Below are 15,003 nucleotides of genomic sequence, written 5' to 3'. Positions count from 1 at the left end.
GAGATCGGCGCTAAGCAAATTCGATCTCTTGTCTTCGTCGGCTTTCCGGACACCGGCGGATCGGCGCTTCTGGCTTCGACTCGCCTTGTGCGGGCGGGAGTTGTGATCGGAGTCACGGCTTCCGCCGGAGCCGACCGTGCTGACTGGTCGGTCAGCACGGCCGGGTTCCGGCACCGCTTGTCAGCTGAGCGTCACCTGTCGGTTGGTCAGGCCGCCGCGTGCCCGGCGCTCGTCCGCGGTGAGCGGTTCGTCCGAGGCCAGAGCGGTGGCGAGGCGCTCGGCGAACTCGGCGGCCGGCTTCTCCACGTCCTCCGCCGAGACCCCGCTCGGCAGGTCCCAGACCGGCACTGTCAGGCCGTGCGCCCGGAAGGAGCCCACCAGACGCGTGCCCTCGCCGAGGCTCGAACGGCCCGCCGCGTGCAGCCGCGCGAGCGCGTCCAGAAGCTGCTCCTCCGGATGCGGCATGACCCAGCGCAGATGGTTCTTGTCCGGCGTCTCGCACCAGTACGCGGCGTCCACACCCGTCAGCTTCACGGTCGGGATCGCCGCCGCGTTGGCCCGCTCCAGGGAGGCGGCCACCTCCGGCGCGGTGTTCTCCGAGTCCGGCACCCAGAACTCGAAGCCGCTGTGCACAACTGGCTCGAACACGCCTTCGGGATCGAGCAGATCCTGCATCCGCGGACCGTCGGCCGGCGCGCGGCGGGCCTGCACCGGAGTGCCCGGATCGGCCGCAAGGGCCCGCTGCAGGGTGTCGGCCAGGTCGCGGCTGATGTCGCCCGACGGCGTGTCGTTCTGCAGGCCGAGCAGGACCGAGCCGTCGTCGCGGCGCAGGGCGGGCCAGGCCATCGGCAGGACCGTGGCGAGGGTGACCGACGGGACGCCCTCGGGCAGGCCGTCCTTCAGCGTCAGCCCGACCGTCGCGGCCGGCACCAGCTCACGCAGCGCCACCCAGTCGCACTCGCCCGGCAGACCGTCGAAGGGACGCTGCACCAGCTCGGTCACGGCGTGCGCGGCGGCCCGGCCGTGACAGGCCTTGTACCGGCGGCCGCTGCCGCACGGGCAGGGCTCACGCGCGCCGACGACCGGGATCTCGGCGTCGGTGAGCTGCGGCCGCTTGGCCTTCGTCTGGGGGCGCTTCTTGGCCATCTGGGTGTCTCCCGGGTACGGCTCGTCTGGTACGGCGGGAGCCTAGCCGTTCGCACGCTCCGTCACGGGAACCTGTGGACAACGCACAGCCTTGTGGACAACCCGCGTACACCGTCCGGGGGTCCGGCCCCGCCGACGCGTTGTTGCGACATGAGCGGCCGGACGGGCCTGGTCCGGCCCTGGTCGTCGGACGCTTCCGGCGTGGTCGTCGAACGTGTCACTCGCAGTCGTCGAACGCGTCAGTCCATGTCGTCGAACGCGTCCGCGAAGTCCAGCCCGGGGATCGACGACACCGACGGGGCCGTGACCCGGGAGGCGAAGTCGTCGCGCCGACAGCCGGCGTCCGGGTCGTACACGTCCGCGTGGACCAGGACCCACACCGTGACCTCGCCGCGGGCGTCGTCCCGGACGCCCCAGTCGTCGGCCAGCGCCGTGATGATGTTGAGCCCGCGGCCGCCGTGCGCCGTGACGGAAGGGGTGGCCGGGGACGGGCGGGTCGGTCCGCCGCCGTCGGTCACCTCGACGACCAGCCGGCCGCCCGGGTCGACGCGCCACGCGGCCAGGACGTCGCCGTCCCCGGCCAGGGCGTCGCCCAGCGGCCTGCCGTGTTTGCAGGCATTGCTCAAAAGTTCGGAAAGGATGAGTACGGCATCGTCGATGACCGCTTCCGAGACCCCACCGCTGCGCAGCTGATCCCGCATACGGTGTCTCGCCTTGCCCACGCCCGCAGGGCCATGGGGTACGGCCATGCTCGACGACGCGGGCACCTCCTGTGCCACCACCAACGCCACCCCCGAGACCTCCTTCGCCCCACGCCACGGTGTGAATGCCCCATTGGCCTGTACCGGAAACCGGCCAATCCATGTCCGGCGACGCATTCGCAACGATCGAATACGGACCGAACGCGCCGGAGCACTCCCTGTGAGGGGACTGTGATCGAGTGTGATCGCGTGGCTTGATTTCTTCGGTATGGCTGAGAGTGGAGGATGGTTCAGGTGTGCTGTTGTGGTCAAGAGGTGTGGATGGGACTTCTGAGACTTCTGTGACTTCCTATAAGTGTGCTTGGGGTGGGGCGGGCGCACTTGGGATGGATTTGGGGCGGGCTTGGGGTGCGGGGTCGGGCGAGGCGGGGTCAGGCGAGGCGGGGTCGGGTGGGGTGAGGCGAGGGGAGAAGGGGGAGCCCGGGCGGGGGCTCAGCGGCCGAGCTGGTCCAGCACCGCGCGCGGGCGGTTGGTGATGATCGCGTCGATGCCCAGCTCGACGCAGAGGTCGACGTCCTCCGGCTCGTTCACGGTCCACACGTGCACCTGGTGTCCGGCCCGCTTCAACCGCTCGACGTATGTGGGATGGCTGCGCACGATCCGCATCGAGGGGCCCGCGATCCGGACCCCGGCGGGCAGCCGGCCGTCGCGCAGCCGGGGCGAGACGAACTGCATCAAGTAGACCGTCGGCAGCGTGGGCGCGGCGGCATGCACGCGATGCAGCGAACGCGCCGAGAAGCTCATGATCCGCACTGGCGACTCGGCCGCCGACGCGGGCGCGTCCAGGCCGAACCGCTTCAGGAGCACCAGCAGCCGCTCCTCCACCTGTCCGGCCCAGCGCGTCGGATGCTTGGTCTCGATGGCCAGCTCGACCCGCCGCCCCGCACCGGCGACGAGCTCCAGCAGCCGCTCCAGGGTCAGTACGGAGGTGTCCTCGCGGTCCTCGGGGCGGAACTCCCAGTCGGGCTCCTCGTCGGGCTCCTGTTCGGGCCCCTCGCCACGCGCGGGCCAGGCCTCGCGCGCCTCCCGGGTCTTCCAGGAGCCGAAGTCCAGCGCCGCGAGGTCGGCGAGCTCCAGGGCGGAGACCGCGCCGCGGCCGTTGGACGTGCGGTTGACGCGTCGGTCGTGCACGCAGACGAGATGGCCGTCCGCGGTCAGCCGTACGTCGCACTCGAGGGCGTCCGCGCCGTCCTCGATCGCCTTCTTGTAAGCGGCCAGGGTGTGCTCGGGAGCCTCCTCGGAGGCACCGCGGTGAGCGACGACTTGAATGTGTTGCTGCCGTGCGTGGGTCACCGCGTCATGGTGCCACCGGGGGCCGGTCGTCTGAGAACCGTCTGAGATGTTTCGGGGATGCGCGCTTTTTGTGCGAAATGCACCTTATAAAGGATGGCCATGGACCCACAGCCACCGCTTATGGTGCTCTGACGGCCCGTGGGAAAAGCTGAGACATACAAAAGCACACGCACAGCTTCAGCGCGCCGGGTCGACGACACAGCGTGAATGAGCGTGAACCGAACCCACGCGAACGAGCGCGGGCGAGCGTGACCTAGTGCGACCGACGACAACAGCCGTGGATCGAGGAGAAGAGCTGTGAGCACCGAGAACGAGGGCACCAGCGAGGGCACACAGGTACCCCCGGCCCCGTCCGCACCCCCCGTGCCGGTGGATTCTCCTCCCTCGGCCCCTCCGCAGACGCCCGCGTCCGACGCCGGCGCGCCCACGACCCAGCTTCCGACGACGCCCCCGCAGGCCCCGGAGCCGGCCCACGTCTCCTCCCCGGCCCAGGGCGACTGGCCCCCGCCCGTCTCGCCGCAGGCCGCCCCGGCCGCCGCCGAGGGCGCGTGGCCGCCCCCGCCGCCGCCCACCCCGGCCTACGCCGACAGCGGCGCCGGCACGCACGCGTACGGCGACGGAGCCGCCGCCCCGGCCGCGCAGGCGTACGGCGGCGGCTCCGGTGACGGTTCCGCTGACGGCGGCGCCGTCTGGGGCGCCTCCTACCAGCAGCCCGCCCCGAAGTCCGGCCGCGGTCGCGGCGGCCTGGTCGCCGCCGTCCTCGTGGCCGCGCTGGTCGCGGGCGGTCTGGGCGGCGGTCTCGGCTACACGCTCGCCAAGAACGACGACGACAGCGGCTCGACCACCGTCTCCGCCTCCACCAGCGGCGGCGACGTCAAGCGCGACGAGGGCACGGTCGCCGGGGTCGCGGCCAAGGCCCTGCCCAGCACGGTCACCATCGAGGCCGAGTCCAGCAGCGGCGAGGGCGGCACCGGCACCGGCTTCGTCTTCGACACCCAGGGCCACATCGTCACCAACAACCACGTCGTCGCGGACGCGGTCGACGGCGGCAAGCTGACGGCGACCTTCCCCGACGGCAAGAAGTACGACGCCGAGGTCGTCGGCCACGCGCAGGGCTACGACGTCGCGGTCATCAAGCTCAAGAACGCGCCCTCGGACCTCAAGCCCCTCACCCTCGGCGACTCCGACAAGGTGGCCGTCGGCGACTCCACGATCGCGATCGGCGCGCCCTTCGGCCTGTCCAACACCGTGACGACCGGCATCATCAGCGCCAAGAACCGCCCGGTCGCCTCCAGCGACGGCACCAGCAGCAACGCCTCCTACATGAGCGCCCTGCAGACCGACGCCTCGATCAACCCGGGCAACTCCGGCGGCCCGCTGCTCGACGCGTCGGGCAACGTCATCGGCATCAACTCCGCGATCCAGTCCACCGGCAGCGGCGGCCTGGGCGGCACCACCCAGTCCGGTTCGATCGGCCTCGGCTTCGCCATCCCGATCAACCAGGCCAAGTACGTCGCCCAGCAGCTGATCAAGACCGGCGAGCCCGTGTACGCCAAGATCGGCGCGTCCGTCTCCCTGGAGGACTCCACGGGCGGCGCGAAGATCACCGACCAGGGCGCGGGCGGCGCCTCCGCCGTCGAGTCGGGCGGCCCCGCCGCCAAGGCCGGCCTCAAGCCCGGGGACGTCATCACCAAGCTCGACAGCACGGTGATCGACAGCGGCCCGACCCTCATCGGCGAGATCTGGACCCACCAGCCCGGCGACAAGGTCACGATCACCTACGAGCGCGACGGCAAGTCCCACACCGTCGACCTCACCCTCGGCTCCCGCAAGGGCGACAGCTGACGTAGCGGGTCGCCCAGGCGGCTCAAGGGAACGGGGTGCCTCTCACTGAGGGGCACCCCTTCGTCGTAGGTCCTTTTCGTCGTAGACCCTGTTCGAGGTCCTGTTCGTCGTAGGTCCTGTCCCACCAGGTTGCAGAAGAACCACGGACGCACACCGGCAGCGTGGGAAAGCATGAGGCATGCGACCGGATGACTGGCACCTCACAGAGGACGTCGACGACTTCCTCGCCCGAGCCGGAGAGTTCCTGCGCTCACGGCCCGCCCTGCACAACACGCCGCTGACGACGGTCGAGAAGCTGCGAACACGCCAGGCGGACGCGCACGGCCCCGCAGCCACCGTTTTCGGCCGACTGGAGCCAGGGGGCGAGGTCGGCGCCGTCTTCTACCGCCTCCCGTCCCGCGGCCTGAGCGTCACCCCCCTCACCCCCGGGCAGGCCGACACCCTCGCCGCCCACCTGGCCGGGCTCGGGCACTCCCTTCCCTACGTCAGCGCGGCCCACGACACCGCCACCGCTTTCGCCGAGGCGTGGCAGCGGCGCACGGGCGCAACACCGACGCTCAGCAAGCGGATCCGGCTGTACCGTCTCGGCACGCTCATCCCGCCGGAGCCGCTGCCGGAGGGCCGAGGTCGCGTCGTGAGCGAGCAGGACCACGAGCAACTCGTGCGCTTCTGCGGCGAGTTCTGCGCCGCCGTCGGAGAACTCCCCGCCGTGGACGCCGACTCCTGGGCCGGCTCACGCTTCGCCGACCGACACTTCACGTTCTGGGAGACCCCGGACGGCACTCCCGCCTCCATGGCAGCCGTGACCTCGATGGTCGCCGGCATGGTTCGAGTGGACCCCGTCTACACCCCGGCCCGCCTCCGGGGTCGCGGCTACGCGGGCGCCGTGACGGTCGAGGTGAGCAGGGCCGCGCTGGCCGCGGGCGCGACGGACGTCGTCCTCTACGCGGACCCCGCCAACCCCACCAGCAACGCCCTCTACCAACGCCTCGGATACGTCCCGATCACCGAATGGGCCGTGTACGACTTCTCGGACGCCACACCGGAAGCCGGTTGAGAACGAAGGCCGGCGGCCCCTGTGTGGACCATGCAGCCCGCTCCCTGCGCGGTGCCGGTACGCTGTACCCGCTCCGCCCCAGGTGGGCAGGGCGCAGGTGGGTTGCCCGAGCGGCCTAAGGGAACGGTCTTGAAAACCGTCGTGGCAGCGATGTCACCGTGGGTTCAAATCCCACACCCACCGCTTCGAGTACGGCGTGAACGGCGTGATCGGCCCCTGACCAGGTGCAACGGTCAGGGGCCGTTCCGTTTCCCGGTAGGGAGACGCACGTCACACTCGCTCCTGTCACATCCGGTCGAGGCGTTCCGTCAGACAGGTGAACCCATCGACAACGGCACAGGAGTTCACCATGGAAGCTCGTCTGAACCTCTTCGGTCACCCGCTCGCCGGCAAGTTCCTGAGGCACATCAACTCGGCGGGGAAGGTGGTCTCGGACTCGACGCTGCCCGCCGCGACGCAGGAGCTGGTGAAGATCCGCGCCAGTCAGATCAACGGCTGCGGTTTCTGCACCGACATGCACACCAAGGACGCCGCACACGCCGGGGAGACCCCGACCCGCCTCCACCTGGTCGCGGCCTGGAGGGAGGCCAAGGTCTTCACCGACGCCGAGCGCGCCGCCCTGGAGCTGACGGAGCAGGGCACCCGTATCGCCGACGCGGCCGGCGGCGTCACGGACGAGGCCTGGGCGAACGCCGCCAAGCACTACGACGAGGACCAACTCGCCGCCCTGGTGTCCCTCATCGCCCTGATCAACGCCTACAACCGCGTCAACGTCATCGTCCAGCAGCCCGCCGGCGACTACCAGCCCGGCCAGTTCGGATGACCGGCCGCACCACCTGACGGGCATCGCCCCGGGCACCCCTCGTCGGGACCCGGGGCGTTGTTCTGGGCCCGTCGTTCTCGAGCCGCCCGAAGAGCTTCGGCGGCGCGGGTCACAGCCGGAACACGCCCCGCCACGTCCACCCCGAGCCGACGATCGTGTCGCGGAGCGGGTTCCTCATGTCCCGGGAGTCGAAACGGAACGTCTCGACCTTGTGGCGGCGGCCGTCGGGGCCGCGTTCGTAGGTCCACTCACGGGAGGACTGGGGCGCCGGGCCGCGGCCGTAGGTGCGGGACAGGCTCCGCCGGGGCGGGTCCCCGATCAGCGTCGACTCCCACTGCTCGTCGAGGGACCGCAGCTCGCGCTTCGCGGGGTCCAGACGCATCCGGGTCTTCATGGTCCGCTCGACCTGCCTACGAGTGGAGCCGGAGCCCGTGGCGGGCATCAGGACCCTTCGCTCCGCCACCAGATCGGCCTTCTCCGCGGGGAGGGCGTTGCGGACGCGGAAGGGGACCTCCGGGCCGTTGAGCGCGAGCAGCGCGGAGCGGACGTCGGCGGCGGAGAGCGGCGCGACACCGCTGGCGGGGTACCTGGTGCCGGTGAGCCTGTCCCAGAGTCGGCCCATCGCTAAACACCCGCCCCAGGGCCGTCGGTGTTCGGTGTCGGCACCGGTGTCGGCACCGGTGTCGGTTTGGGTGCTGGTGTCGTGGTCATGGCGGATTCCCCCTTCGCGGGGAAGTACATCAGAACCAGGAACCAGCCGGTGAACGCCCCCTCGGCCCCAGCCGCACCTCCCGCCACCCCTCCCATCACCCCAGGTCACCCCCATCGCCCCCGTCACCCCCCGCCCTCCAACCGCCCCCCAGCCATCCGAGCCGCCGACATCACCGTCCCCCGTGCCTCACGTGCCGTCAGGCCGGTGTGTACGGCCGCGTCGATCAGGTCCTCGGTGAGCTCAGGGCCGATGCCGTCCTCGTAGGCGCGGCAGGCTGCCCAGAACAGGCGGGTGTTGCGCTGCCCCTCGTGGGCGGCGAGGACGAACTGGACGAGGCCGTGGCCATGGGCGCCGCCAGCCGTCGAGGTCGGGGTGGCCGTGGCGGGGCGGTGGCTGCGGGGCGGCGGAAGCAGGAGGCGCAGGAGGGCGCGCGGGCAGGGCGCGGGGGCCAGATGGGCGGTGCCGGGGGAGGTGGCGTAGACGCCGTGGTCGGTGCGGGAGCCGGGGCCGACCAGGTAGCCGCCGGCGCCCCGGATGTCGATGCCGGGGGCCAGTCGGCCCGCCGAGTTGGGGACGACGACGTCGGGCGGACCGGTGAGCCAGATGTGGCGGCCGCCCGACGGGGTGAGGACGACGACCGTGGGCGGGATGGTGAACAGATGGCGCAGGGCCAGCTCGCGCAGGGCCGCGGCGGAGTCCAGCCCGGCACCGGTCCCAGTTCCAGTTCCAGTCCCGGCCCCAGTTCCCGTTCCAACACCAGCGCCAGTCTCAGTCCCGGCGCCAGTCCCACTCGCAGCGCCCGCGCCAGTCCCAGCGCCCGTCCCGGCGCCCGTCCCAGCGGCAGCGCCCGCACCCGTCCCAGCGGCAGCGCCCGCGCCCGTCCCAGCGGCAGCGCCCGCGCCCGTGTCAGCGCCGGTCCCCGCGTCGGCGCCGGTCCCCGCCCCCGTCCCAACCCCCGCCTTCGTGTCCAGATCGACCCCGATCAAATGGTGCGGAGGCAGTCCGCAGGCGATGCCGTAGCCGGTGGCCCAGGGGGCGGCGGCGAACAGGGCGCGGATGCGTGCTGGGTCGGTGGAGGCGTCGTACACGCCATGGCCGAAGCGGCCGCACTCGCCGTGGCAGGGCGGGGCGGCGGCGGGGTCGTCGCGGTGGGGGGAGCGCAGGGCGGGGAGCTTCGTCCGGGACAGGGGGATGACGGCCAGGCCGCGCTCGGCGGCCGAGAGGGCGTGGGCGAGGGCCAGGGCAGCGGCCTGTCGGGGGTGCCCGTACCGGTTCCGGTCGGTGGGGGCCATGCCTCCATGGTCGTACATGTGTTCGAAAAAGGGAAGGGGGCGGGTGGGCGACTCGCCCGGGGCGGGGTGGCCCAGCTGGAATTGTTGGATTCATGGCGGAACGCTTCGCCTGGTGTGGGGTCCGAGGGGAGGGTGTCCGAGTTGCCGGGGATTGGTGGGTATCGGGGAAGAAAAGTGGTGCAAGGGGTTTATCGACTTGTCATCACGCTTGCGTGCTAATCACGGCTTCCAGGGTGGTTCGCCGGGGATTCGGTGGGCAACTCTGGTCTCGCGACGTCGAGCACGAACTCCGGGGCGGTCGGCCAACTGCCCTGGTGGAAGCCGTAGTTCATGTTCTGAATGTTCTGGAGGAACACCATGGCAAGCATCCGTACCGCCCGCGTCATCGCCGCCGTCTCCGCCCTCCCGCTGGCAGCCGCTCTCTTCGCCGGCGTTGCGGCGGCGGACAACGGCGGCTTCGCGGACGACGGATCGAACGCGGGTGTCGCGAGCATCGTCGGCAGTGGTGTCGGGCACGACAACAACGGCAACGCGTCCACCACACAACAGAACGCGGTCGGCTCCGGCGCCTCGAACCAGAGCAACACCGCCCAGGTCAACGGCTCCGCGTTCACGGCCGTCAATCAGGGCAACAGCAACACGGCCGTCGCCTTCGCCCCGCTGTTCTGGTGAGCTGAGGGGCCGGTGCGCCGGCTCCGGACTTCTGTGATGGGTGTGCTCCGTGGGGTGTGACGCGTCTGCGCGGCGGTACTTCGGTACCGCCGCACAGACGTATTCGCATACCCCGCCCCTGCCCCCGCCCCGTCCCCGCCCCTGCCCCCGCCTCCACTCCTGTCCCTGCCCCGCCCCGCCCCAGTGCCGCGACCTTGACAGTCACCACTATCTGACGGACAGTCAGAAACTGTCTTCCGTAAGGTCCGTGAGAGGAGCTCGGCGTGGACGACGACGGGCTGTACGCGCGACTGAGGGCCTACGAGGGCCTGCCCGCGGTCGTCGCGGGCGTCGGCCGGGATCCCGTCAACGCGCCCATGATCCGGCACTGGTGCGAGGCGATGGGCGACCGGAACCCCGCGTACACCGGCCCCGACGCGATCGCCCCGCCCACCATGCTCCAGGCGTGGACGATGGGCGGCCTCGGAGGTCTCGACGGCGTCAGCCCTCACGCGGGACGGGCGCAGGCCTACGACGAGCTGCTCGCCCTCCTCGACGAGGCGGGCTGCACCTCGGTCGTCGCCACCGACTGCGAGCAGGAGTACCTGCGCCCCCTGCGGCCCGGCGACGAGGTCGGCTTCGACACGGTGATCGAGTCGGTGTCCGGGCGCAAGACCACCAAGCTGGGAACCGGCTACTTCGTCACGACCCGCACGGACGTCAGGGTCGGCGCCGAACTCGTCGGCACGCACCGCTTCCGCATCCTCAAGTACGCCCCCGCCCACAACCGTTCACCGGAACCGGAACCGGAACCGGAACCGGAACCGAAGCCGAAGCCGGAACCCCGCGAGCTCCGCCCCCGCCCGGTCGTCAACCGCGACAACGCCGGCTTCTGGGAGGGTGTCCGCGACCACCGTCTCCTCCTCCAGCGCTGCACGCCCTGCGGTGTCCTCCGCTTCCCCTGGCTGCCCGGCTGCAACGCCTGCGGCTCGCCTGACTGGGACGCCGTCGAGGCGAGCGGCGAGGGCACGGTGTTCTCGTACGTCGTGATGCACCACCCGCAATTCCCAGCCTTTGAAGGGCCCTTCGCGGTCGTCCTGGTCGAACTCGCCGAGGGGGTGCGGATGGTGAGCGACGTGATCGGTGTGCCGTACGACAAGGTGCGGATCGGGATGCCGGTGCGGGTGCGATTCGAGTCGTACGACGAGGAGTTGACGCTTCCGGTGTTCGAGCCGTCGGAGACGCCCGAGGGGGTGGGGGCGTGAGGGTCGGCGACGCGTTCCCGTCGTGGGAGATCGAGATCACCCGCACCCTGATCGTCGCCGGAGCGCTCGCCTCGCGCGACTACCAGGACGTGCACCACGACCCCGAACGGGCCCGGGCGAAGGGCTCTCCCGACGTCTTCATGAACATCCTCACCACCAACGGCCTGGTCGGCCGCTATCTCACCGACTGCCTCGGCCCCACGGCGGTGCTGCGCAAGGTCGCCATCCGGCTCGGGGCGCCCAACTACCCGGGGGACACGATGGTGTTGCGGGGGGTGGTCGAGGAGGTCGACGGGGACACGGCGGTGGTGCGGGTCACCGGGGACAACGGCATCGGCCGGCATGTCACCGGCACGGCGACAGTCGTCGTACCCGCGACACTCGTCGTACCCGCTCAAGTCGTCGCACCGGAGGTCGCGGGGTGAGCGTACGGACGAAGGACTCGCTCGGCGGGCGGGCGGCGATCGTCGGGATCGGGGCCACGGAGTTCTCCAAGGACTCCGGGCGCAGCGAGCTGCGGCTGGCGGTGGAGGCGGTGCGGGCGGCGCTCGCCGACGCGGGGCTGACGCCGGCGGACGTGGACGGGCTGGTGACGTTCACGATGGACACCAGCCCCGAGATCACCGTGGCGCAGGCCTGTGGGATGGGGGAGCTGTCCTTCTTCTCACGGGTCCACTACGGCGGCGGAGCGGCCTGCGCGACCGTCCAGCAGGCGGCGCTCGCCGTCGCCGCCGGGGTGGCCGAGGTCGTCGTCTGCTACCGGGCCTTCAACGAGCGCTCGGGCCGCCGCTTCGGCTCCGGCGTCCGGCATCGCGAACCGTCGGCGGAGGGCACCGCGCTCGGCTGGACGCTCCCCTACGGGCTGCTCACCCCGGCCTCCTGGGTGGCGATGGCGGCCCAGCGCTATCTCCACGTCCACGGGCTGACCCCGGAGGAGGCGTTCGGGCCGGTCGCCGTCACGGCCCGCCGGCACGCGGCGGCGAACCCGGCGGCGTACTTCCACCACCGCCCGATCACCCTCGCCGACCACGCGGCCTCCCGCTGGATCGCCGAGCCGCTGCGGCTGCTGGACTGCTGCCAGGAGACGGACGGCGGGCAGGCGCTGGTCGTCACCTCGGTGGAGCGGGCCCGCGACCTGCCGCGGCCGCCTGCCGTGGTCGCCGCGGCGGCCCAGGGCGCGGGACGGGCGCAGGAGCAGATGACGAGCTTCTACCGCGACGACCTGACCGGCCTGCCCGAGATGGCCGTGGTCGCCCGCCAGCTGTGGCGGACCTCGGGGCTCGCGCCCGCCGACGTCGACGTGGGGATCCTGTACGACCACTTCACGCCGTTCGTGCTGATGCAGCTGGAGGAGTTCGGCTTCTGCGCGCCCGGCGAGGCCGCCGACTTCGTCGCGGCGGACCGGCTGCCGCTGAACACCCACGGCGGCCAGCTCGGCGAGGCGTACCTGCACGGGATGAACGGCATCGCCGAGGCCGTACGACAACTGCGCGGCACGTCCGTGAACCAGGTGCCGGACGCGGCCCGGACCCTGGTGACGGCGGGCACCGGGGTGCCGACGTCGGGCCTGGTCCTGACCTCGGACCGGTGCTGACCTCAGGGTCGGCGACAGCTGACCCCAGGGTCGGCGATAGGGGTCAACCCGCAGTAGGAGGCGTTGTCTCGTCCACCTTCAGGAGGTGGAGCAGGCACCACCCCTACAACCTGAGGCGGACTCGGCTTCGGGACCTGCGGCCGATCCGCCCGGCCGGGGTCCGAACCTAGCGTGGAGCCATGACCACACCCGTCTGCACCAGCGCTTCGAACGGCATGACGCGGTCCTACCCGTACCCGTCCTTCGCGTCGTACGTCAGGGCCCGCCAGCCGGTGCTGCTGCGCACCGCACGGTCGCTGACCGCGAACCCGAGCGACGCGGAGGACCTGCTGCAGACCGCGCTCGCCAAGACGTACGTCGCGTGGGAGCGGATAGAGGACCACCGCGCGCTCGACGGCTACGTCCGCCGGGCCCTGGTGAACACGCGCACCTCGCAGTGGCGCAAGCGCAAGGTCGACGAGTACGTCTGCGACGAGCTGCCGGAGCCCGATCCGACGCTCTGCGGGGACGACCCGGCCGAGCAGCAGGCCTTGCACGACGCGATGTGGCGGGCGATCATGAAGCTGCCCGCCCGGCAGCGGGCCATGGTCGTCCTCAGGTACTACGAGGACCTCAGCGAGGTCCAGACGGCCGAGGTGCTCGGCGTCTCGGTGGGCACGGTGAAGTCGGCGGTGTCCCGGGCCCTCGGCAAGCTGCGCGAGGATCCTGAGCTGGGACTTGTGCGATAAGCGCGACAAACCGCCGATCGTTGGCCGCTCCCTAGTGACATACCGCGCGGTATGTGCGCAGAATCAACGCAACCGTTACCACCGCGCAGGCAATGTCGCCGCCCTGGGAGGACGCCGTGCTGAGCACCATGCAGGACGTACCGCTGACCGTCACCCGCATCCTCGAGCACGGAGTGCTGGTGCACGGGAGGTCCCGGATCACCACCTGGACCGGCGAGGGCGAGCCGCAGCGGCGCACCTTCGCGGAGGCGGGCACGCGCGCGGTGCAGCTGGCCAACGCCCTGCGCGACGACCTCGGCGTCCGCGGCGACGACCGGGTCGCCACGCTGATGTGGAACAACGCCGAGCACGTCGAGGCCTACTTCGCGATCCCCGCCATGGGTGCGGTGCTGCACACCCTCAACCTCCGCCTGCCGGCCGAGCAGTTGGTGTGGATCGCCAACCACGCCGCCGACAAGGTCGTCATAGTCAACGGCTCCCTGCTCCCGCTGCTCGCGCCGCTGCTGCCCAAGCTGGCGACGGTCGAGCACGTCGTCGTCTCCGGCCCCGGCGACCGCTCCCTCCTCGACGGCGCCCACGCGCGCGTGCACGAGTACGAGGAGCTGATCGCGGACAAGCCGACCACCTACGACTGGCCCGAGCTGGACGAACGCCAGGCCGCCGCCATGTGCTACACCTCCGGGACGACCGGGGACCCCAAGGGCGTGGTGTTCAGCCACCGTTCGATCTACCTGCACTCCATGCAGGTCAACATGACCGAGTCGATGGGCCTGACCGACCGGGACACCTCGCTGGTCGTCGTCCCGCAGTTCCACGTCAACGCCTGGGGCCTGCCGCACGCCACCTTCATGACCGGCGTGAACATGCTGATGCCGGACCGCTTCCTGCAGCCCGCGCCGCTCGCCGAGATGATCGAGAGCGAGAAGCCCACCCACGCGGCCGCCGTCCCCACCATCTGGCAGGGCCTGCTCGCCGAGCTCACCGCCAAGCCGCGGGACGTCTCCTCCCTCGGCCAGGTCACCATCGGCGGCTCGGCCTGTCCGCCCGCCCTCATGGCGGCGTTCGACGAGCTGGGCATGCGGGTCTGTCACGCCTGGGGCATGACGGAGACCTCCCCGCTCGGCACGATCGCCCGTCCCCCGGCCCATGCGGTCGGCACGGACGAGGAGTTCGCCTACCGCCTCACCCAGGGCCGCTTCCCGGCCGGCGTCGAGGCCCGCCTCACCGGCCCCGGCGGCGAACGCCTCCCCTGGGACGGCGAGTCCGCCGGCGAGCTGGAGGTCCGCGGCAACTGGATCGCGGGCGCCTACTACAACGGACCCGACGCCGACCCCCTGCGCCCCGCCGACAAGTTCAGCGAGGACGGCTGGCTGAAGACCGGCGACGTCGGCACCATCTCCCCCGACGGCTTCCTCACCCTCACCGACCGCGCCAAGGACGTCATCAAGTCCGGCGGCGAGTGGATCTCGTCGGTGGACCTGGAGAACGCGCTGATGTCCCACCCGGCCGTCGCCGAGGCCGCCGTCGTCGCCGTCCCCGACGAGAAGTGGGGCGAGCGCCCGCTGGCCACGGTCGTCCTCAAGGAGGGCGCCGCCGCCGACTTCGAGACCCTGCGCGCCTTCCTCGCCGACGAGGGCGGCATCGCCCGCTGGCAGCTCCCCGAGCGCTGGACGATCATCGCGGCGGTGCCGAAGACGAGCGTCGGCAAGTTCGACAAGAAGGTGCTGCGCAGGCAGTACGCGGAGGGCGAGCTGGACGTCACCCGGCTCTGACCGGCACGGAGGCCCTGATCAGCACGGAGGCCCTGATCAGCACGGAATCCTGATCAGCATGGAA

The 15,003-nt window shown here is 71.4% G+C and carries 14 protein-coding genes and 1 tRNA gene; 10 read left to right on the top strand and 5 right to left on the bottom strand.

Annotated features, from left to right (window positions below; translation table 11 throughout):
• Positions 1-180 precede the first annotated feature (180 nt).
• The 3 genes from OG562_RS20745 to OG562_RS20735 form a co-directional block, all read right to left on the bottom strand.
• On the bottom strand, positions 181-1,146 hold the full coding sequence (locus OG562_RS20745; protein ID WP_266399899.1) for a DUF5926 family protein: 966 nt from the start codon (positions 1,144-1,146) through the stop codon (positions 181-183).
• 239 nt (positions 1,147-1,385) lie between these two features.
• Positions 1,386-2,024 carry an ATP-binding protein gene (locus OG562_RS20740; RefSeq protein WP_266399898.1) on the bottom strand — a complete coding sequence of 213 codons (639 nt, stop codon included), beginning with the start codon at positions 2,022-2,024 and terminating at the stop codon, positions 1,386-1,388.
• A 315-nt stretch (positions 2,025-2,339) separates the two neighbouring features.
• Complete coding sequence (locus tag OG562_RS20735) at positions 2,340-3,200, bottom strand: glycerophosphodiester phosphodiesterase (RefSeq protein ID WP_266399897.1); 861 nt, start codon at positions 3,198-3,200, stop codon at positions 2,340-2,342.
• A gap of 297 nt (positions 3,201-3,497) precedes the next feature.
• Here OG562_RS20735 and OG562_RS20730 point away from each other — a divergent pair, with 297 nt between their 5' ends.
• From OG562_RS20730 to OG562_RS20715, 4 genes are all read left to right on the top strand, one after another.
• Positions 3,498-5,045 (top strand): S1C family serine protease, encoded by a 1,548-nt coding sequence (locus OG562_RS20730; RefSeq protein WP_266399895.1) that lies wholly within the window; start codon positions 3,498-3,500, stop codon positions 5,043-5,045.
• Positions 5,046-5,223: 178 nt separating this feature from the next.
• Positions 5,224-6,102, top strand: a complete 879-nt coding sequence (locus OG562_RS20725; RefSeq protein WP_266399894.1) for a GNAT family N-acetyltransferase — start codon at positions 5,224-5,226, stop codon at positions 6,100-6,102.
• 96 nt (positions 6,103-6,198) lie between these two features.
• Positions 6,199-6,285 (top strand) — tRNA-Ser (locus OG562_RS20720).
• Positions 6,286-6,451: 166 nt separating this feature from the next.
• Complete coding sequence (locus tag OG562_RS20715) at positions 6,452-6,925, top strand: carboxymuconolactone decarboxylase family protein (protein ID WP_266399892.1); 474 nt, start codon at positions 6,452-6,454, stop codon at positions 6,923-6,925.
• A gap of 109 nt (positions 6,926-7,034) precedes the next feature.
• Here the strand turns inward: OG562_RS20715 and OG562_RS20710 are convergent, their stop codons facing one another.
• Both OG562_RS20710 and OG562_RS20705 read right to left on the bottom strand, forming a co-directional pair.
• The gene (locus OG562_RS20710; protein ID WP_266399891.1) at positions 7,035-7,547 is read right to left on the bottom strand and encodes a hypothetical protein; all 513 of its coding nucleotides are present in this window, start codon (positions 7,545-7,547) and stop codon (positions 7,035-7,037) included.
• Positions 7,548-7,759: 212 nt separating this feature from the next.
• A complete protein-coding gene (locus OG562_RS20705) occupies positions 7,760-8,929 on the bottom strand; it encodes a bifunctional DNA primase/polymerase (RefSeq protein ID WP_266399889.1) in 1,170 nt (389 codons plus the stop codon).
• A 357-nt stretch (positions 8,930-9,286) separates the two neighbouring features.
• Here OG562_RS20705 and OG562_RS20700 point away from each other — a divergent pair, with 357 nt between their 5' ends.
• The 6 genes from OG562_RS20700 (at position 9,287) to OG562_RS20675 (ending at position 14,939) form a co-directional block, all read left to right on the top strand.
• A complete protein-coding gene (locus tag OG562_RS20700; protein ID WP_266399887.1) occupies positions 9,287-9,601 on the top strand; it encodes a hypothetical protein in 315 nt (104 codons plus the stop codon).
• A gap of 263 nt (positions 9,602-9,864) precedes the next feature.
• A complete protein-coding gene (locus tag OG562_RS20695) occupies positions 9,865-10,845 on the top strand; it encodes a bifunctional MaoC family dehydratase N-terminal/OB-fold nucleic acid binding domain-containing protein (RefSeq protein WP_266399886.1) in 981 nt (326 codons plus the stop codon).
• A complete protein-coding gene (locus OG562_RS20690; protein WP_266399885.1) occupies positions 10,842-11,270 on the top strand; it encodes a MaoC/PaaZ C-terminal domain-containing protein in 429 nt (142 codons plus the stop codon). Before OG562_RS20695 ends, OG562_RS20690 begins: the two co-directional genes overlap by 4 nt.
• Entirely contained in the window at positions 11,267-12,439 is a 1,173-nt protein-coding gene (locus OG562_RS20685) for a lipid-transfer protein (RefSeq protein WP_266399884.1), read from the top strand. The genes OG562_RS20690 and OG562_RS20685 overlap by 4 nt, the downstream gene beginning before the upstream one ends.
• Positions 12,440-12,618: 179 nt before the next feature.
• Positions 12,619-13,167, top strand: a complete 549-nt coding sequence (locus OG562_RS20680; protein ID WP_266399883.1) for a SigE family RNA polymerase sigma factor — start codon at positions 12,619-12,621, stop codon at positions 13,165-13,167.
• Between the two features lie 116 nt (positions 13,168-13,283).
• On the top strand, positions 13,284-14,939 hold the full coding sequence (locus OG562_RS20675; RefSeq protein ID WP_266409435.1) for a long-chain fatty acid--CoA ligase: 1,656 nt from the start codon (positions 13,284-13,286) through the stop codon (positions 14,937-14,939).
• Positions 14,940-15,003: the final 64 nt, after the last annotated feature.

Source organism: Streptomyces sp. NBC_01275 (genome assembly GCF_026340655.1).
Lineage (GTDB): Bacteria > Actinomycetota > Actinomycetes > Streptomycetales > Streptomycetaceae > Streptomyces.
This window is presented reverse-complemented; position numbering and strand designations above follow the sequence as displayed.

Coding starts and splice junctions, on each gene's coding strand:
- OG562_RS20745 (WP_266399899.1), bottom strand. CDS start 1,146: ATGGCCAAGAAGCGCCCCCAGACGAAGGCCAAGCGGCCGCAGCTCACC.
- OG562_RS20740 (WP_266399898.1), bottom strand. CDS start 2,024: ATGCGTCGCCGGACATGGATTGGCCGGTTTCCGGTACAGGCCAATGGG.
- OG562_RS20725 (WP_266399894.1), top strand. CDS start 5,224: ATGCGACCGGATGACTGGCACCTCACAGAGGACGTCGACGACTTCCTC.
- OG562_RS20715 (WP_266399892.1), top strand. CDS start 6,452: ATGGAAGCTCGTCTGAACCTCTTCGGTCACCCGCTCGCCGGCAAGTTC.
- OG562_RS20710 (WP_266399891.1), bottom strand. CDS start 7,547: ATGGGCCGACTCTGGGACAGGCTCACCGGCACCAGGTACCCCGCCAGC.
- OG562_RS20705 (WP_266399889.1), bottom strand. CDS start 8,929: ATGGCCCCCACCGACCGGAACCGGTACGGGCACCCCCGACAGGCCGCT.
- OG562_RS20700 (WP_266399887.1), top strand. CDS start 9,287: ATGGCAAGCATCCGTACCGCCCGCGTCATCGCCGCCGTCTCCGCCCTC.
- OG562_RS20680 (WP_266399883.1), top strand. CDS start 12,619: ATGACCACACCCGTCTGCACCAGCGCTTCGAACGGCATGACGCGGTCC.